At 52.4% G+C, this 17,195-nt stretch carries 19 protein-coding genes and 1 pseudogene; 8 read left to right on the top strand and 12 right to left on the bottom strand.

Annotated elements, in window-relative coordinates; all coding sequences use genetic code 11:
- Nucleotides 1-513: 513 nt before the first annotated feature.
- The 3 genes from A1830_RS03235 to A1830_RS03225 are packed head-to-tail and all read right to left on the bottom strand — an operon-like array spanning nt 514 to nt 3,647.
- Nucleotides 514-843 carry a YdbL family probable chaperone protein gene (locus tag A1830_RS03235; protein WP_067701669.1) on the bottom strand — a complete coding sequence of 110 codons (330 nt, stop codon included), beginning with the start codon at nt 841-843 and terminating at the stop codon, nt 514-516.
- Between the two features lie 7 nt (nt 844-850).
- Nucleotides 851-1,039, bottom strand: a complete 189-nt coding sequence (locus A1830_RS03230) for a YnbE family lipoprotein (protein ID WP_067701663.1) — start codon at nt 1,037-1,039, stop codon at nt 851-853.
- Nucleotides 1,026-3,647 (bottom strand): YdbH family protein, encoded by a 2,622-nt coding sequence (locus A1830_RS03225; RefSeq protein ID WP_067701661.1) that lies wholly within the window; start codon nt 3,645-3,647, stop codon nt 1,026-1,028. Before A1830_RS03225 ends, A1830_RS03230 begins: the two co-directional genes overlap by 14 nt.
- 200 nt (nt 3,648-3,847) lie before the next feature.
- Between A1830_RS03225 and A1830_RS03220 the strand changes: the two genes are divergently transcribed.
- On the top strand, nt 3,848-4,840 hold the full coding sequence (locus A1830_RS03220) for a 2-hydroxyacid dehydrogenase (RefSeq protein ID WP_067701659.1): 993 nt from the start codon (nt 3,848-3,850) through the stop codon (nt 4,838-4,840).
- 64 nt (nt 4,841-4,904) lie between these two features.
- Here the strand turns inward: A1830_RS03220 and A1830_RS03215 are convergent, their stop codons facing one another.
- Nucleotides 4,905-5,177: a putative hemolysin gene (locus tag A1830_RS03215; protein WP_067701651.1), complete on the bottom strand. Its 273-nt coding sequence runs from the start codon at nt 5,175-5,177 to the stop codon at nt 4,905-4,907.
- A 180-nt stretch (nt 5,178-5,357) separates the two neighbouring features.
- On the opposite strand from A1830_RS03215, the gene A1830_RS03210 reads away from it, so the two are divergent.
- Nucleotides 5,358-6,014, top strand: a complete 657-nt coding sequence (locus A1830_RS03210) for an MgtC/SapB family protein (protein ID WP_067701648.1) — start codon at nt 5,358-5,360, stop codon at nt 6,012-6,014.
- Between the two features lie 71 nt (nt 6,015-6,085).
- Nucleotides 6,086-6,373 carry a putative quinol monooxygenase gene (locus tag A1830_RS03205; protein WP_067701646.1) on the top strand — a complete coding sequence of 96 codons (288 nt, stop codon included), beginning with the start codon at nt 6,086-6,088 and terminating at the stop codon, nt 6,371-6,373.
- A gap of 50 nt (nt 6,374-6,423) precedes the next feature.
- Here the strand turns inward: A1830_RS03205 and dbpA are convergent, their stop codons facing one another.
- Nucleotides 6,424-7,812, bottom strand: a complete 1,389-nt coding sequence (gene dbpA, locus A1830_RS03200) for an ATP-dependent RNA helicase DbpA (protein WP_067701644.1) — start codon at nt 7,810-7,812, stop codon at nt 6,424-6,426.
- A 306-nt stretch (nt 7,813-8,118) separates the two neighbouring features.
- On the opposite strand from dbpA, the gene ttcA reads away from it, so the two are divergent.
- Nucleotides 8,119-9,048, top strand: coding sequence for a tRNA 2-thiocytidine(32) synthetase TtcA (gene ttcA, locus A1830_RS03195; protein ID WP_067701642.1), 930 nt, complete (start codon nt 8,119-8,121; stop codon nt 9,046-9,048).
- A gap of 494 nt (nt 9,049-9,542) precedes the next feature.
- On the opposite strand, the gene zntB is transcribed toward ttcA, so the two are convergent.
- The 3 genes from zntB to A1830_RS03175 all read right to left on the bottom strand — a co-directional run bounded on the left by zntB (nt 9,543) and on the right by A1830_RS03175 (nt 11,625).
- Nucleotides 9,543-10,526: a zinc transporter ZntB gene (zntB, locus tag A1830_RS03185; RefSeq protein WP_067701634.1), complete on the bottom strand. Its 984-nt coding sequence runs from the start codon at nt 10,524-10,526 to the stop codon at nt 9,543-9,545.
- A gap of 124 nt (nt 10,527-10,650) precedes the next feature.
- Nucleotides 10,651-11,091, bottom strand: coding sequence for a GlcG/HbpS family heme-binding protein (locus A1830_RS03180; protein WP_067701632.1), 441 nt, complete (start codon nt 11,089-11,091; stop codon nt 10,651-10,653).
- Between the two features lie 243 nt (nt 11,092-11,334).
- Complete coding sequence (locus tag A1830_RS03175) at nt 11,335-11,625, bottom strand: putative quinol monooxygenase (protein WP_067701629.1); 291 nt, start codon at nt 11,623-11,625, stop codon at nt 11,335-11,337.
- 123 nt (nt 11,626-11,748) lie between these two features.
- On the opposite strand from A1830_RS03175, the gene A1830_RS03170 reads away from it, so the two are divergent.
- On the top strand, nt 11,749-12,579 hold the full coding sequence (locus A1830_RS03170) for a LysR family transcriptional regulator (RefSeq protein WP_067701626.1): 831 nt from the start codon (nt 11,749-11,751) through the stop codon (nt 12,577-12,579).
- A 231-nt stretch (nt 12,580-12,810) separates the two neighbouring features.
- A complete protein-coding gene (locus A1830_RS22490) occupies nt 12,811-13,131 on the top strand; it encodes a hypothetical protein (RefSeq protein WP_156484927.1) in 321 nt (106 codons plus the stop codon).
- Nucleotides 13,132-13,480: 349 nt separating this feature from the next.
- Here the strand turns inward: A1830_RS22490 and A1830_RS03165 are convergent, their stop codons facing one another.
- Nucleotides 13,481-13,768 carry a hypothetical protein gene (locus tag A1830_RS03165; RefSeq protein WP_067701624.1) on the bottom strand — a complete coding sequence of 96 codons (288 nt, stop codon included), beginning with the start codon at nt 13,766-13,768 and terminating at the stop codon, nt 13,481-13,483.
- Nucleotides 13,769-14,059: 291 nt separating this feature from the next.
- On the opposite strand from A1830_RS03165, the pseudogene A1830_RS03160 reads away from it, so the two are divergent.
- A pseudogene (locus tag A1830_RS03160) lies at nt 14,060-14,455 on the top strand (Hcp family type VI secretion system effector); the annotation flags it as partial.
- 22 nt (nt 14,456-14,477) lie between these two features.
- Here A1830_RS03160 and A1830_RS03155 read toward each other — a convergent pair.
- Nucleotides 14,478-14,768, bottom strand: coding sequence for a hypothetical protein (locus A1830_RS03155; RefSeq protein ID WP_067701617.1), 291 nt, complete (start codon nt 14,766-14,768; stop codon nt 14,478-14,480).
- Entirely contained in the window at nt 14,769-15,311 is a 543-nt protein-coding gene (locus A1830_RS03150; protein WP_345827619.1) for a DUF2778 domain-containing protein, read from the bottom strand.
- Between the two features lie 345 nt (nt 15,312-15,656).
- On the opposite strand from A1830_RS03150, the gene A1830_RS03135 reads away from it, so the two are divergent.
- A protein-coding gene (locus A1830_RS03135; protein ID WP_369815686.1) for an IS3 family transposase occupies nt 15,657-16,765 on the top strand; the annotation gives its coding sequence in 2 pieces (ribosomal slippage) (nt 15,657-15,918 and nt 15,918-16,765; 1,110 coding nt in all).
- Nucleotides 16,766-16,872: 107 nt separating this feature from the next.
- Here A1830_RS03135 and A1830_RS03130 read toward each other — a convergent pair.
- Nucleotides 16,873-17,184 (bottom strand): hypothetical protein, encoded by a 312-nt coding sequence (locus A1830_RS03130; protein WP_067701611.1) that lies wholly within the window; start codon nt 17,182-17,184, stop codon nt 16,873-16,875.
- Between the last annotated feature and the right edge of the window lie 11 nt (nt 17,185-17,195).

Raw genomic sequence — 17,195 nt, 5'->3', positions numbered from 1 at the left:
TGGCAAGGAGGTTGTCTTATTTGCAGAGTTCTCTTTGCTTTAAACCTGCCAAAGAATCGCCTGTAACCCCCGAAACCGCCGTTACCCGCAGCCAACACAATGTAAATGGAGCCGGCGGGTGGGGCCCGGTGACAGGCATTCCGCAGCGCTGAGCGCAGAGAGGAAGACCCGGATGGGCCAGCAGGGATGCTGGCACAAGGGCATGTCGGGACAGGGATGTCACGTCATGCCCGGTCCGAAAGGTCGACGAACGAAGCGAAGGAACCGCGCCACGCGCGGCGCGAGGACCGCCAGGCACCGGGCCCCATCCGTTGGCGAATGCAACAGGCCTTTAGCTAACCAAGCCCCATTGGCGATGGCACTGAGCCTTTACCGGGCAAGGCACCATCCGTTGGCGACGGCACCAGACTTTAGCCAGCCGGGCACAATCCGCTGGCGACGGCACCAAACCTTTAGCCAGCCGGACAACACCCATCGGCGATATGCTCCAGTCACCACCGAAATGGCACACGATTAAGGTGTTTTCTGTAGCCACTGCCCGTTAATCCCACGAACATATTCGCCCGCAGCGGCCCTGTCGACCAGCTTCATCCCGGCAATACGGGCAACCTCTTCCGTCGTCAGACCGTTTTGCCGGGCCAGCACTAGATATTGCTGACTGCGCCCCTGATTGATACGCTCAACCAGTGCCAGCGTATCCGCATCCTGAGCTCGAGGCGCGATATAGCCGGACAGCGTCTCACCTACCCGACCCTGCTGACGCCCCTCGCTCAACGTCAGTGCCATAGCCGCCGTCGGCAGCAATAGCAGGCAAATCAGCATATTTCTTAACCTGCCCATCATGCCCCCCTCAAAATAAATCACTCTGATTTTTTAACAGTGCCTCAACGTCTTTATCCACCTTGATATGGATCTCATGCTCAATTTTGACGTTCATATTGATGGTAATCGGCTCTTTTGGTGCAGCGATCTCAATACGGGGCGTACAGCCGCTAAGCAGTAGCGCAGCGGCGGGCATCAGCAGGCTAATGCGTTTCATCAGATTTTTCCTTGTGCTTCGGCAGTGTGGCGTTATCTTCCAGCCATGACTGCACGTTATCGCCAAAGCGCAAACTGCGCCAGAGCTGAAACAGGTTTTCCTGCTGCGTATAGTTAAGCGACACGCGCTGATTTTTATCGCTAAAACGACTGGTACCGTTAACCTGCGCCCTGAAGGTCATCATCCCGAGGTTATCCAGATCCAGCGTGGCCCAGCTGCGTGAAATTTCCATATAACGTAACCAGTTCATCGCCGCACCTGCCGCAATATTGTTGTTGGAAATCGTATCCGCAAAGTCCTTATCCATCCGGACCGTCAGCGGACCGCTATTGGCAATCCAGCCGTCCTTAATCAGCCAGCGGGGATGACTCAGCCACAGCGGCAGCGCACCATTAATATGCCCGGACATCGCAATCTGTTTCGGCTTTATCGCCGTGACCAGCTCGCTGACGCTGATATTTTTAATGCGCAGCGTCGCGGCTTCATGCTGCGGCATCTGCAAACTCTCCATACGCAGCGTCCCCCCCAGAATATCCATGCCGACGTTACTCAGGCGCAGCGGCTGCTCTTCACTCCAGGGGTAGCCGCCCTGGAGATCGGCAGTGATATTTTGCAGGGTAAACTGATTTTTAATCGCTTTGATACGAAGAGAGACCGGTCCTTTTGCGCCGAAATACCAGCGATCGACCTTCAGCCTGAACGGCAGGGAGAAATCGACGCCGCTGATGTCGTTATCCGGCAGTGAAACGCTCCCGTTGCTCACCACCCAGTGACCACCCGCCTCCAGGCCGCTGTCGCTGGCAGCGGAAAAGGCCACCTGCGCCCTGAGGGTGCCGGAGCGGATCTTCATTTTCAGGTCGTTACTCAGCAGCGGCTGGAAAACCGTAAGAGGCTGCGTTGGCCACCAGGCCTGACCGCGCAGATGCGCACCATCCCAGCGGCCCTGCAAGCGCACCGGGCCAATTGCCTGCGCCTGAAGCGTGCCGCGATAGAGAAAAGAGGCCGGATCGCGCCCGCTGACGTTAAGCGCCAGCGTGGCGGGCGGCAGGTAACCGCCGTCGCCAAACAGCGTCTGCCGGGCGGTCAGGCTGAGCGCACCATCAAAAGAGGGTTTAGCCCGATCCCAGCGCAGCGGCGAGGTTAAGGTTAGTCTGGGCGCGTGAACGTTGACGCCGCCATAACGGATCCGATCGAAGCCGGTGGAGAGTGACGTCAGTTCAATCAGCGTCTCCTGCCAGCGCCCATTTCCGTTCACATCCCAACTGGCCGACAGCGGTACCATTTTTCCGTTGCCCCAGTAGCGCCACTGCCACAGGCCTTTATCCGGCCAGAAGCCCGTCGCGCGGCCATCCAGATGCAGTCTGAACCGCCCCATTTGCGGATCGTGGGCGCTAAGGATCGCCTGTAAACGCCCATCCACTCCCGCTGAAGATAGGGTGACCCCGGCCAGCGGCCAGCGTGCCTCGTCAACCTCCAGCGTCGGGAGTAGCCGCCCTCGCATGCGCAGCAGCGCACCCGGGCTGAGCCAGAGTGCGGGATCCAGCAGCGGGCCACGCACTTCACCCGGAAGACCTGCATAAAATTGCAGCTGGGCCAGCTTGCTTTCGCCAGTTATCCTGAAGGGTAACGCGCTATTAACGAGGTCGAGGTGGCCCGGCCCGAGCGTCAGTACCACGTTGCCCTTCCCTCCGCGTCCCTGAGTCAGGACGTTCAGACGTCCGGTAATTTCCGTTGCCGCCAGCCCCTGTTGCCAGTGATTCAGGCTCAGGGCCACGCCGCCGGAAAGCGGCTGGGAAGCCCAGGGCCAGCGCCACTGTCCGTGAGTTATCTGCACGCTGTCGGCTGAAACCTGCCAGGGTAAGCTGACCAGCGGCGTCTGGTTATCCTTCGCCGTGACCAGCAATTCACCCTGCTGCTGCTGCCAGTTCAGCCTGACTGTCAGAGGATCCGGCACGCCCTGTAGCGTCAGGTTAGCGCCAAGCTGCCCCTCCTCTGGCAACGTATTGGGGATGACAGGAAGATGCAGAGTGCCGGAAAGCTGTACCGGTTCAGGAATGCCGGGGGCCTGAAAGGTCAGCGCATCGACATTCAGGCGGTCGCCTTCCAGCCTCGCCTTAAGGGACAGCGCGTCACCGCTGTAAGTGATTTGCTGGCGATCGCTATCCAGGCTAAGGCGCAACGCGCCAGCCAGATTTTGCCACGGGGCGATCGAGAAATGATCAACAGAAACCTGCGCAGAAGGCAGCATCGCCTGCCAGGCCGCCAGCGTTCGCGGCGCGGCCTCGGATTTTCCGTTGGGTAACCGATCGAAACATGCGCTGTCGATATTGACGTCTGCGGCATCGAGCAGCCAGCGACCCTTTCGCTTGCTCAACGAAACATCACGCACGTTAGCCAGCACGCACTGCCCGGCCAGATAGCGGATACCCGGCAGGGAAAGCGCGCCCTTATGCCAGCCTGGCCGTCCGTCCAGCGCCACGGACGTTCCCGCCGGAAGCCAGACTCCCGCCAGCCGCGGCAGCCAGTGCGTAATGGTCAGCATCAGTCCTGCCAGCAGCAAAACGACACTCATTACTGCTGCGGTTAAAATTTTCCAGCCCCGGGTCATGGCAATATAAAGTCCGTTTATTTAGACAGGTTAAGTGAGGTAAATGATGGCACGTTAAGCCCGGATGGAGAAGTTTTTCCCCGAAAACAGGCCAGGCAGCCGTGATATTTACCGCAGCTCTGGTAAGGGTCGCAGCCTGATATCAAATCTTGTTAAGATGTCGGTTGATGAAATCCCTTCGGCATAGCAGGAGAGCAATCGTGAAAATAGCGGTGTACAGTACCAAACAGTACGACAGGAAGTATCTGGAGCAGGTTAATAATAGCTATGGCTATGAACTGGAGTTTTTTGACTTCCTGCTCACCGAACGTACTGCTAAAAATGCCACGGGCTGCGATGGCGTTTGCATCTTTGTCAATGACGATGGGAGCCGCGCCGTGCTTGAGGAACTGGCCGGGCTGGGCGTGAAATTCGTCGCGCTGCGCTGTGCGGGCTACAATAATGTCGATCTCGACGCCGCCAACGCGCTGGGTCTGCACGTGGTTCGCGTTCCCGCTTATTCCCCGGAAGCCGTTGCAGAACACGCGGTAGGAATGATGATGACGCTTAACCGCCGTATTCATCGTGCTTATCAGCGAACCCGCGACGCTAATTTCTCACTCGAAGGGCTGATTGGCTTCAATATGCATGCCCGTACCGCCGGCGTTATCGGCACGGGTAAGATTGGCCTTGCCACGCTGCGTATTCTTAAAGGCTTCGGCATGCGCCTGCTGGCGTCCGATCCCTGGCCAAATCCGCTGGCGCTGGAGATGGGCGTGGAGTACGTGGATAACGCCACCCTGTTCCGGGAAGCAGATGTTATTTCGCTCCACTGTCCGCTAACCCCAGAAAACCACCATTTACTGAATATGTCGGCATTTGAAAAAATGAAAGATGGCGTGATGATCATTAACACCAGTCGGGGCGGGCTGATTGATTCTCAGGCGGCGATTGATGCACTGAAATTGCAGAAGATAGGCGCATTAGGCATGGATGTGTACGAAAACGAACGTGACCTGTTTTTTGAGGATAAATCCAACGACGTTATTCAGGACGATATTTTCCGCCGTCTGTCAGCCTGCCATAACGTGCTGTTCACAGGCCATCAGGCATTCCTGACGGCGGAGGCCCTGACCGGCATCTCGCAAACGACGCTGCAAAATATCAGTCAGCTGGCCGCAGGGGAGTCCTGCCCGAACGCGGTAACGGCATAAATCATTCGGCCAGCGGCTAATGGGTTATTCGCTCCGCCTGCTCCATCCCGGCTCACCGCCCCGCTTAACGCGCGCAGGTTCCGCCAGCCAGCGCGCTTTCATTACAGCGTCGTCCATTTGCCAGCTGGCACATGCCGACGGCAGAGCCATCAAGCTGACGCGAAAGGGCCAGCGTGCCACCGGCATTGGAGCAGGCGCTGGCAGCCAGATCGGACATCACGACTTTAGTGGGAACGTGGGCACTGGTTGCCTGCTGTGGCGGTTCATCATTGCTGTCGCTGCTACAGCCTGAGAGCACGAGAGATGCCCCCAGCAGCAGTAAAGTCGCTGCTTTCATTATCCACTCCGGGTTGGTATTTATGCGGTTTGTCAGCATAAGCCAGGATCGGATGTGGGTCGATAGCTGTCACGAATATTTACCATTTAATAATCTCAATAATAGCAATAGCCTGCGTTCTTATTTTATAAAAAAGGGCGTGTAACGATGAAAGATGACAATAAATCAGAAGGATAGCCTGTGTTAATGGATCTGTTATTACGTATCGCGCTGGCCGGTGCACTGGGTGGATTAATTGGGCTGGAGCGCCAGCTGCGGGCTAAAGAAGCGGGTCTGCGGACGCATATTTTAGTGGGTATCGGTAGCGCCATGTTTATGATCGTTTCTAAATATGGCTTTGATGACATCATTATGCAGGCGCATATTGGTCTGGATCCCAGCCGTATTGCCGCTCAGGTCGTCAGCGGAATGGGTTTTTTGGGCGCCGGGACTATTATTATTCAGAAGCAGATCGTTAAGGGGCTGACGACTGCCGCCGGTCTGTGGGTCACCGCCGCGATTGGACTGGTCATTGGGAGTGGTCTTTACGAAATCGGTATCTATGGCACGCTGCTGGCACTGGTGGTGCTGGAAACGTTCCGCAGAATTAGCCACTGGCTTATCGGCCGCCATCACACGCTGGTGTTTCATCTTAAACCGAAAAGCGTTCCAATGGTGCTGATTGTACTTGAGAAAGAGCGCGTCAGGACCGGTCAGGTGTCCATTGTGAATCGGGATGTCGAGACCGGACTCTGTGAGATGACGATTGACGTGACCCTGTCACGAAAAATTGCCCCACACCAGATTTATGATTCACTACTGGAAATTAAAGGCGTGCATTCGGTTGAAATGCATTAGCCGTGACGTAAAAGGGATTATCATGGCCGTTTAGTCCGGCCAAATTTGCAAGCAAACGTATGGAGAACAGAATGAGCGATAAAAATATTCTTGTTGTAGCAAAATTCACTGCCAAACCGGGCAAGGCTGATGAGCTGAAGAAAGTCCTGACGCACGGAGTGAAACCTGCCCGGGCAGAAGCGGGATGCGTTCATTACGATCTTTACCGCAGCGTTGAGGACGGTAACGTCTTCCTTTTCCACGAAACCTGGAAGAACGAAGAGGCCGTCAAAACCCACGGTGAACAGCCGCATTTCAAAACCCTGATGGCCGATGCTGAACCGCTGCTGTCAACGCCACCTGCCGTACACCGCGTGTAAAAGGCATTCTGAACGCGGCCAGTCGTTCATCCGGCTGGCCGCAATAAAAATCAGAAGGCGGACTTCAGCAGCACGGCACGACAGGATTTACCTTTAATCTTCACCTGCTGGAGCTGCTTCATCGCCTGCCGTGCACTGTCATGACGAATAGCCACATAGGCGTGGGTAGCGGCGATATCAATTTTTCCTATCACTTCACTCTTCAGGCCCGCATCACCCGTCAGCGCGCCCAGGATATCTCCTGGACGTATTTTGGCTTTACGCCCGCCGTCCAGGCACAGGGTAGCCATTTCGGCTGGCAGCGGCTGTGAAGCGACCGATTTCAGTTCAGCAACGCCCTTCCAGCTCAGCTTCTGCTGTAAAAAATCCTCGAGCGCATGGGCGCGGATCATCTCATCCGCAGCCACAAAGCTAATGGCGCTGCCCTGCTCGCCCGCACGGGCGGTACGACCAATACGGTGAACATGAACTTCCGGGTCAAAGGAGAGTTGATAGTTGACCACCATTTCCAGTGATTTGATATCCAGACCGCGCGCGGCCACATCGGTTGCGACCAGCACGCGACAGCTGGCGTTGGCAAAGCGGATCAGCACCCGGTCGCGGTCGCGCTGTTCAAGATCGCCATGCAGGGCCAGAGCGCTAATCTCTTTGCTCTCCAGCGCGTGAGCAATGTCATCGCACTCGCGTTTGGTATTGCAGAACACGACGCAGGAACGCGGCTTTTTATCGCTTAACAGGCCAATGAGCGCGGGCAGTTTCTCGCGCGGGCCTGCCTCGTAAAATACCTGTTCGATAGCCGGTAGATCGGAGACCACATCGGTTTCGACGGCCAGCGGATCGCGCTGGATACTCTGGCTGATTTTCGCCATGTCCTGCGGCCAGGTGGCTGAAAATAACAGCGTCTGGCGCTCCGTTGGGCAATAGCGGATTATCGTATCGATATCCTCACGAAACCCCATCTCCAGCATCCTGTCCCCCTCATCCAGCACCAGCGTGGTGACCTGCCCCAGCTTGAGCGTTTCACGCTTAAGATGATCGAGGATACGTCCGGGCGTTCCCACCACAATGTGAGGCGCGTGCACCAGCGAATCGCGCTGGGCACCCATCGGCTGCCCCCCGCAGAGCGTGAGGATTTTAATATTTGCGGTAAAACGCGCCAGACGGCGCAGCTCTTTAGCGACCTGATCGGCCAGTTCGCGCGTAGGACATAGCACCAGTGACTGGGTAGTAAACTGCGTCACGTCTATACGGTGCATCACACCCAGGCCAAACGCAGCGGTCTTACCACTGCCGGTCCTCGCCTGGGCGCGCACGTCGCGCCCCGCCAGGATCGCCGGCAGCGACGCGGCCTGGATAGGTGTCATGCTGTGATAGCCAAGCTCGGTCAGATTATCGATCTGGCTGGCTGGCAGGGAAGTCAGGGTTGAAAAAGCAGTCACAAGTTACTCTCTGATAGAAACCGACGGGCGTATTGCCGCAGAGTGTACCAGAGAACGGACGATGGCGGTTACTGGCGGATGCACTAACGCGCAGCAGGCGATAAGCGACAGGATGCGCCGTGAATTAACGATGCAGGGACGGTAAAAGTAAATAATTGGCGCTGGCTTTCGCCGCTGTAATCCGTACCATACTCGCCACAACGACGCATGCCGGAACCGATGAACTCTAACGAAAAGATTTCATTGCTGAGAGAAACTGGCAAAATAAGCGTAATGCCCCCCATTTTGAATCTGAGCCGCTAAATTATGCACCAACATCAAGACAATACTAAGAAAGAGCAATACAACCTTAATAAGTTGCAAAAGCGTCTGCGCCGCAACGTTGGGGAAGCGATTGCCGATTACAATATGATTGAAGAAGGCGACCGCATTATGGTGTGCCTGTCGGGGGGTAAAGACAGCTATACGATGCTGGAAATACTGCGCAATCTCCAGCAAAGCGCGCCGGTCTCTTTTTCCCTGGTAGCCGTTAACCTCGATCAGAAGCAGCCAGGTTTCCCGGAACACATCCTGCCTGAGTATCTCGACAAGCTCGGCGTGGAGTATAAGATCGTCGAAGAGAATACTTACGCCATCGTGAAGGATAAAATTCCCGAAGGCAAAACCACCTGCTCACTCTGCTCGCGCCTGCGACGCGGCATTCTCTACCGCACCGCCACCGAGCTGGGCTGTACCAAAATCGCCCTGGGCCATCATCGCGACGATATTTTACAAACGCTGTTTTTGAATATGTTTTACGGCGGAAAAATGAAGGGTATGCCGCCTAAGCTGATGAGCGATGATGGGAAGCATATCGTTATACGCCCGCTGGCTTACTGCCGTGAAAAAGACATTGAGCGTTTCGCCATTGCCCGCGAATACCCGATTATCCCCTGTAATCTGTGCGGCTCCCAGCCTAACCTCCAGCGTCAGGTGATTGGCGATATGCTGCGCGACTGGGATAAACGCTATCCCGGACGCATCGAAACCATGTTCAGCGCGATGCAGGACATTGTGCCTTCGCATATGGCCGATACGTCGCTATTCGATTTCAAAGGAATTCAGCACGGTTCAGAAGTGGTGGACGGCGGCGATCTGGCATTCGACCGCGAGCCTGTGCCACTCAGGCCTGCCGGCTGGCAGCCGGAGGATGAAGAGGACGCCCCGGTTCGTCTCGATGTCATGCAGATCGGATAAGGCAGTCAGGCGCTGGTTATGCTAACGGCTGTTGAGCAGCCTGATGCTGCTCAACGGCCAGTCCCCGGTTACATATGCGGGGGGGGGTCCAGAATTGGATCGGGATCGCCCGGGGGGGGATCAGGCATCGGCTGAGGCGTCGGGAACGGCTCAGGGATGGGCACAGGGTCGGTAGGGATAGGGTCAGATGCGTGCGGAGTGTCCATAACGTTTGCAGTTAACATGTCTTCCTCCTCAGTCTTTGCTTGAATACTAAGCATAGGCACCATCTGACACAGTAGCAAACGGCCAAAAAAAAGCCGACTATGCGTCGGCTGTTATGAATCAAATGTGCTATGCAGTAATTCAAATTTGGAAGTAGTACAATATGGAGCGCAGCGCCCATCGCTTGACGCTGCATTCACCTGCGAAACAGAGTTTGCCTCCGCTGAACCGATTTTGTATTGATATGGATCAGGTTTATTTTCGCTTTAGCGACCTTTACGCCCCCTTCCCTACAGCCATTTACGCTGGCGTAACCACACAGCAACACCCAACACCAGCAACACTAACAACAGGCAAAACGCGCCAAAACCGTAATGCCAGCCGCCGCCGGGAATACCGCCTAGATTGACACCGAACAGCCCGGTCAGGAATGTGGTAGGCAGGAACACCATCGCCAGCAGCGACATGGTATAGGTGCGGCGGTTCATCGACTCAGCCATCACCGTACTGATTTCATCAGAGAGTACCGCCGTACGCGCCAGGCTGGCGTCCAAATCATCCAGCCCCCTACCCAGCCTGTCTGCGATATCCTGCATCCTGCGGCGATCGTCGTCGCTCATCCACGGCAGCCGCTCACTGGCAATACGCGAGAACACATCACGCTGCGGAGCCATGTAGCGACGCATGATAATTAACTGTTTGCGGATGAGCGCCAGTTCGCCGCGCGGCGGTACCTGCTGATCCACTACTGCATCTTCAAGATCGATAATCTTATCGTGCAGCTGTTCAATAAACTCGCTGGTATGATCGTTAAGCGCGTCGCAGACCTCAACCAGCCAGCTTCCGCCATTCACCGGTCCGTTACCGTTCTGGAGATCGGTCAGCACCTCGTCGATGGCATAGACCTTACGCTGCCGGGTTGAGACAATAAGTCTCTCATTGATAAATACCCGGATCACCACCAGCTGATCGGGGCGAGACTCGCTGTTCAGATTAACACTGCGCAGGGTAATCATCGTGCCATCGCCAAGCCGGCTGACGCGAGGGCGCATGCTGTCGCCACCCAGCGCATCGCGGACGGAATCCGGCAGCAGCGGCGTGGACAACAGCCAGTCGGCACTTTCCCGGTGGGTGTAATTCAGGTGTAACCAGCAGGGGCGATCGCTTGCTAATACGTCTTTATTATCGATGGGGATCAGCCCACCTTTGCCGTCCAGCTGACACGCAATAATTGCGTCCGTAACCTGTAATGACTTACCTGCAATAACGTCCACGGCGGCTCCATTTTAAGGACAATCAGTGCGGTACAGTCTAGCCTGCCGCCGGGTCGTTGCAAAATGGTTAAGGTTACTCAGCCGTTAGAAACCATGTCATTCTGCAAACCCGCCCTGCGCCAGGTTAACCCTGTTGACTGGCTGCATCGTTCAGCCTGAATTGCGCGACGGCATAGTCAGCGATCGCCCGATCCTGCTCACTGGTCCCGCCGCTGATACCAATCGCCCCCACCACCTGTTCGTTGACGATTAACGGATTCCCGCCTGCAAAGACGATGACTCTGCCATTCAGGGTATTATTCACACCGTACAGCTCGCCGCCCGGCTCAGCATCTTTCTTCAGCTCCTGGGTCGCTTTACCAAACAGTGCGCTGGTGTAGGCCTTGTTAATGGCATGTTCAATACTGGGTAGCTGCGCGCCATCCATTCGCATATGGGAGATTAAAAAACCCGAGGCGTCCACGATGGCAATATTGCTCGGTGACGCAATGTCTTTCGCCTTATCTATCGCGATATCCGTCAGGCGCCGGGCTTCGTTTAAATCAATGTTATTTTTTACAATCATGACATTCCCCCTGGTGGTCGTGAAAAATCATACTGCACAGTATGAAACAGCTTTTAGCCTGGTAGAAACCGCATGCTAATTCAAGCAGATGGCTGGGATATTTATCTCTCTAACTAAACGTAGATATATTAATAAGTGGAATAAGGATGCAGCAAGAGTTATTGCGGTGACGAGCATATTCAGAAAGGATGATATTTACAACGCGGTAAAAAACGCTGGCACATTATGCCAGCGCTGCCGTTATTAGCGAGCAATTTCAGTAAAGTGGTGTTCATCATAGGGTTCGGTAAGGAACGTATTAACCACATCGTTAAAGGCAATCCAGTGTGGTGTTTTCTGATGCTCACTCAGTACATCTTTACCTGACCAGAGTTCAATTAATGCATAGTGGTTTTTATCATCTTCATTGTTCCACAGCTGATAAAAATGGCAGCCCTCTTCTTTGTTGGACTCGACGACCATATTATTCAGTACGGCAAGAAATTCCTGCTTATTTTCCGGCTTAACTTTAAAGAATACATTAAGTGTAATCATAGTAATTTTCCCTTGTGCAAGTGAATATAGCTGATTTCTTTTGACGCAGAGAAGGTTACTTGACCCAGTGAATTCCTTAAAGTAACTTGTTTTCAATAGATCGTTTCACTAAATGGAAAACCTATGAAACTTCGTTCGGCTGAGGCCTTTTGTCGCGTGGTCGAGCTGGGAGGGATAGTGCCTGCGGCCGAGGCAATGTTCTGCGTCCCCTCAAATATCACCAAAATGATAAAAGAACTTGAAAGCGAGCTCCGGGAGCCGCTGTTTGATCGTTATAAAGGCAGACTCAGCGTCACCCCTTTTGGCAAGCAGTACTACCAGGATGTCAGTCAGCTGCTTGAACTCTCTGATAAAATCCACAAAAAGCATCAAAAAGGCGCTGACGTGTCTACGCTGACCATTGGGGCAATAGATGTGGCTATCGACTTCTGGTTACCCAGGCGGGTTGTGGGTTTTATGCAGGAAAACAGCCATATTCGGGTCAACCTGATCAACGCCTACTCGCGAGTGCTGGAAGAGAAGCTGATCAATCGTCAGCTGGATATGATCTTCTCTGACGGACCGATTCTCAGTCCTGAAGTCACCAGCGCGCTGGCATTCGAAGAGCGACTGGTACTGGTTGGACACCCGGAAAGGGTCAACGCTTCCCCCATCCCGCTATACAGTTTTGGCAAAGAGTGCCTTTACAGCGATATGGTCGAACGCTGGCATGCCGAACAGCCAGCGGGCAAATACCAGATGACGCAGATGGAAAGCTATCAGACGATGCTTTTACTGGCGGAGAACAATTTTGGCATCGGCTTTATTCCCGAGCGCGTATTGGGGGAGCGTGCAGCGGAGAAGGAGCAATATCAGCAGGCGTGTATTTCCTGTAATGTCTATCTCGCGTGGCACCGGTTTATAAAGCACAAATCTGTGGCCAATATGCTCGATTATTTACAGGTGGAATATTGAACACTTTGTGATAACGCCCACTAATTTAACCTGCGCCACGCGGATGGTCAGTTCTGAGGTCTTAGAAAAGGCATCCTGGTGACGCTCGTTATCGCCTGCTTAGCGGATAGAGAAAGGTACGATTTGATTCAGAATCACAAAAATTTTTAGTCGTTTTTTGCAAGAAAATTATATACGGATATGATTATATTTAAAATCATCAAACAATTTATAATTTAAGGGAGTTGAGTTATGGGCTTATCACCTAACAGATCTTTTCTGCATGCTTTCTATATTAATAGGTATGGATCCCCATCAGAAAACAATGCATTAAATGGTAATAAAAACCACAAAACAGCAGATTTTTCCTCCCGTTGTATATCGGTCGTTCAGAGATCTGATATCTCCTTTATTAGTAAAACTGAAGGCCAACACGTTGACAATCGTCATGAAGGGATTAGAAGAGGTGCAATCCAGCAGGAATTAGATAAATTTCCTCCAAATGCTACAACGGAAGAGATTAAAGAATTGATTAAAAGAGAGTTACCTTCTCGCAGACATTTCATTTTCTAATCAATAATTACCCCTGAGCATCAGAATGCACTGATGCTGATGTAGTTATTCATCTGCATGCTCTGGCGTATGTGCTTATTACAGAGCACATATCATCAAAATCGCTGATTTAACTTATACTGCTTAACTTCGCGATCTCTTGTCTTTCCCTGGTTTCTCATCGGTATCGTCCCTGTTTGGGATGATACCTGGATTGCCTGCTACACATCTTTTATAGATGCTGCGTACCAGCCGATCATATTCACCAGAATACGCAGGAATCGCAGTTTACACTCTTAAGATGGGGAAGCCGCCGCTCCTTTTATGCATGAACGGGCGGCGGCTGGCTGACAGGCGATCGTTCGGATAATCAACCATCAATACTAATCGTGTTGATGTGTTTGATACTCAAAGGGGAAATTGGACCTTCAACTTGCACCTCATCTACAGCGAGATAGTTGGAATGTATCGCATCTTTAGCTAACGCCAGAGCTTCATCCTGTGGAATACCCAATTCTCGAATAGCTAGATTCGCAATGCCATTAATCAACGATGTGGGATTTTTATCCATATTTTCTCGAAATGAGAAAACTTGTTGTTTGTTGGTTTCTATTTGATAAAGGTAATATTTTTTGCTCTGGCCTTGATGCTCTATCATATGGATAAAGTCTTTAACTTTTTCTTTTGAGGTTGAAGCAAATACGGTATTTTTACCAAATACACGAACCTAACAAGGCTCATTACTGTTGGTGCCAGAAAAACCAAATTTCTTAATCGTTGCTGGGGAGCGTGTATCTGCACGATAGACAGTTGTGTTTCTCACTGAGCTAACTGATTTTGCGAAGGTAACATTCCCTGCATTGGGGGCCGGAGTGGAAGAAGATGTTTTATAGAAGCTAGAAACGAATGATGTGATTTTTCCTGAAAGCATATTAAACCTTGTCCTTTGATAATAGGATTATCGCACGGTCTGTCGCTGCCGGTTGATCCGGCTAACGGAAAAATTACGGGACCGCGTCAGCATTCTTCCATGTTAGTGGAAAAGGAAATTGACAGTTCATCGCCTTATCTGCAACGCGCCGTAGTAACAGGACAGACACTAAAAAGCGCCGAAATTCGCTTCTATCAGATCAATCATGCCGGTCAGGAAGTCTGTCATTACATCATCGCACTGGAAAATGTGAAGGTGACGGGGGTTAATACCTCCGTACCAAATGTAAAAACATCCAGCTCACAGCTCAATCACATCGAAAATGTCAGCCTTGAGTATGAGAAAATCACCTGGCGGTATGTCGATGGTAATGTGCAGTTTTCTGATGCATGGAATGAAAGGCCTACCGCATAGTAAAATGCGCAATGCGTCGCTTTCAGGGGCGCATTTTCTTATCAAAACGAAGTTGTTTCCTGATGAGAAAAAATACTTTTGATAGAAACAAATACAGCAATACAGTTAATACCAGTGTTGTTGAAAAATTAAGGTAAAAGTAAACGTTATCAATATCTTCAACTGAGGCGCTGTCATTGATAAAATTCGAAATTTTGTCAGCAGTATCAATGCTTACTATATCATAAAAATAAGGGGCAGATAGTCTGCCAACGATGAAGAGGATAATCATAAAGGTCACAATTTTGATTATCCTGCGGAGCATAGCTGCCATTTATATAACCACTTCAATTTGCCCGTAAGCCTGCATATTTTTCATGCAGGTTACGGGGATCTTGCTGGTTCTCAACAGCGCATTTCTAAGAGTCGCATAATCACTATCATGACACAGGGTTATACAACCTTTAGATATTCTGCCGGGGTGTAACCTGAAGTTACCTCTCCAGACGTCATCAAGCCACCTTCCGTCATTCACGTTACCCCACGAATCAGGAAACAAAGCAAACCACTCGCTATGCTTGAAGCTTGCCCCATATACATAGTGGTTGATGATATCCCGGCTGACTTCATTAGCTCTTGAATAAGAGAGAAGCCTTCCCTGTGGTCTGTCCACAATCCAGTATCTTCCTAGTGGTACAGGACCCTGAGACGGTAGTTTTGAACAGCTGGACTGATTTACACAGCCACCATTCCCGGAGAAGGCCATAAATACACCGACGCCTGGAACTGTCAGAGGTGCTATGTCCGCCCCATTAAGTATAAACTTTCCGTATAAAGCCACTGAAATTCCTTGATATTTTTTATATCCATCCATCATAGCGTTATTAACAATTCAGTAGTTTGAGCTACAGCAAGGAATTTTTCATTTCCCGCTTTTGCACAGCAAAGCTTTACGGCTGGAGTTCAGACCGTTTTTTCAGCCGAAAATAGGTGGCTCGTGAAATACCCGTTTTTCTGGCACTGTTGCAAAAATCTGAAGGTGATAAAATTATGGCCACCTTTTGCTGACGGAGCAGCGCATGAACCCATTCAAAGGCCGGCATTTTCAGCGTGACATCATTCTGTGGGCGGTACGCTGGTACTGACCCTGACCCAAAATCCTGCTCCATTCAGAAACAGAATTCCGGCATGATAAACACTCCCCTGAACGGAGGATGTGCCGATGAAAAAGTCACGATTCACCGAAGAGCAGATTGTTTTTGCCCTCAAGCAGGCTGAACTGGGTACGTCAGTGCCGGACGTCTGTCGCAAGCTGGGCATTTCGGATGCCACTTTCTATACGTGGCGTAAAAAATACGGCGGCATTTCTCCTTCGGAGCTGAAGCATATGCGGCAACTGGAAGAGGAAAATCTGCGGCTGAAGAGGCTGGTTGCCGATCTGAGCCTCGACAAGGCGATGCTGCAGGACGTGCTGGCAAAAAAGAGCTGACGCTGGCACGCCTGCGCGAATGGGTCAGGGATTTGCAAGCCCGCTACGGTGCCAGTGAGAGACAGGTCTGTTTTGCGCTGCGGGTCAGCCGCAGCTCGTTTCGATATCGTTCTGTGGCCGCCGACGACAGCGCACTGCGGCTACGCATCCGTGAGATAACCGAAACCCGGGTTCATTACGGGTACCGCCGGGTACACGTGATGCTCAGGCGGGAAGGCTGGCGCGATAATCACAAAAGAATCTACCGCCTCTACTGTGAGCAGGGTCTGTCGCTGCGCCTCAAACGGCCACGCCGCAATAAATCGGCCCAGCGCCGACAACCGCAGCCTCAGGGTCTGTATCCGAATCACGTCTGGGGCATGGATTTTGTCTCGGACGCGCTGTTTAACGGGCGACGACTGCGCCTGCTGACGGTTATCGACCTTTACACCCGCGAATGCCTGGGGATCTGCGTAGGGCAGAATCTGCGTTCAACAGAAGTGGCAGAAATGCTGAACAGCATAGCGCTCAGGCGTCCCTTACCGCAGTTGCTGAAAACCGATAATGGATCTGAATTTGCAGGAAAAATGCTGGACAGGTGGGTGTATGAAAGAGGTATTAGGATCGACTTCTCACGGCCGGGAACACCGACGGACAACGCCACGGTCGAGTCCTTCAACGGCAGGTTGCGGCAGGCATGCCTGAACGAGAACTGGTTCATGTCTCTGGAGGATGCACGGTGCAAAATCGAGGCCTGGCGCATACACTATAACCAGAGTCGTCCCCATTCTGCACTGGGCTGGATGACTCCCTCTGAATTTGCCGAAAAATCTGCCGGTTGCCAGAATACGCAACCAACATGAAGCCGGTTATTCCTGATTATGAATGGATCACATACGGGGAGCGGGTCAATGATAAACATTACTAGCCTGGCGATGGATTAACCAGAGGGGAGCAGGTCAACATCCCATCAGCATTTCTGCTGCTGCAACCCTTTAAGCTGTGCCAGACGCTGGCTGGCATGTTTTTGCGCAAGGCTTTTTGCGACGCCATTGCCAATGCCAAAATCCCCAATAAAGCCCAGCACCGTCAATCCGTTAAACTCGCCCGTTTTATTAATTTCCGCCTGAACCTGCTCCTGTTTGGCAAGCTGATCCTCTATACCCTGACAATCAAGGGTGGTTGCCTGAACATTGCTGACCGGCGGTGACGACGGATACTGCTTAAGGGCACAGCCGGAAAGCAATAACAAAGCACATAGCAGAGCGGTATTACGGGCCATAGATCACCTGA

Origin of the sequence: Erwinia sp. ErVv1, from assembly GCF_900068895.1 — a bacterium.
Taxonomy (GTDB): Bacteria; Pseudomonadota; Gammaproteobacteria; order Enterobacterales; family Enterobacteriaceae; genus Erwinia.
Note: the sequence above shows the minus strand (reverse complement) of the source record. Positions and strands in the feature narration are given on the sequence as shown.

Bases quoted from the DNA above. Each gene is read 5' to 3' on its own strand.
- A1830_RS03235 (WP_067701669.1), bottom strand. From the start codon at position 843: ATGATGGGCAGGTTAAGAAATATGCTGATTTGCCTGCTATTGCTGCCG.
- A1830_RS03175 (WP_067701629.1), bottom strand. From the start codon at position 11,625: ATGATTACACTTAATGTATTCTTTAAAGTTAAGCCGGAAAATAAGCAG.
- A1830_RS03205 (WP_067701646.1), top strand. From the start codon at position 6,086: ATGAGCGATAAAAATATTCTTGTTGTAGCAAAATTCACTGCCAAACCG.
- A1830_RS22490 (WP_156484927.1), top strand. From the start codon at position 12,811: ATGGGCTTATCACCTAACAGATCTTTTCTGCATGCTTTCTATATTAAT.
- A1830_RS03225 (WP_067701661.1), bottom strand. From the start codon at position 3,647: ATGACCCGGGGCTGGAAAATTTTAACCGCAGCAGTAATGAGTGTCGTT.
- A1830_RS03150 (WP_345827619.1), bottom strand. From the start codon at position 15,311: ATGATGGATGGATATAAAAAATATCAAGGAATTTCAGTGGCTTTATAC.
- A1830_RS03230 (WP_067701663.1), bottom strand. From the start codon at position 1,039: ATGAAACGCATTAGCCTGCTGATGCCCGCCGCTGCGCTACTGCTTAGC.
- A1830_RS03180 (WP_067701632.1), bottom strand. From the start codon at position 11,091: ATGATTGTAAAAAATAACATTGATTTAAACGAAGCCCGGCGCCTGACG.
- A1830_RS03130 (WP_067701611.1), bottom strand. From the start codon at position 17,184: ATGGCCCGTAATACCGCTCTGCTATGTGCTTTGTTATTGCTTTCCGGC.
- A1830_RS03155 (WP_067701617.1), bottom strand. From the start codon at position 14,768: ATGGCAGCTATGCTCCGCAGGATAATCAAAATTGTGACCTTTATGATT.
- A1830_RS03165 (WP_067701624.1), bottom strand. From the start codon at position 13,768: ATGATAGAGCATCAAGGCCAGAGCAAAAAATATTACCTTTATCAAATA.
- ttcA (WP_067701642.1), top strand. From the start codon at position 8,119: ATGCACCAACATCAAGACAATACTAAGAAAGAGCAATACAACCTTAAT.
- A1830_RS03170 (WP_067701626.1), top strand. From the start codon at position 11,749: ATGAAACTTCGTTCGGCTGAGGCCTTTTGTCGCGTGGTCGAGCTGGGA.
- A1830_RS03215 (WP_067701651.1), bottom strand. From the start codon at position 5,177: ATGAAAGCAGCGACTTTACTGCTGCTGGGGGCATCTCTCGTGCTCTCA.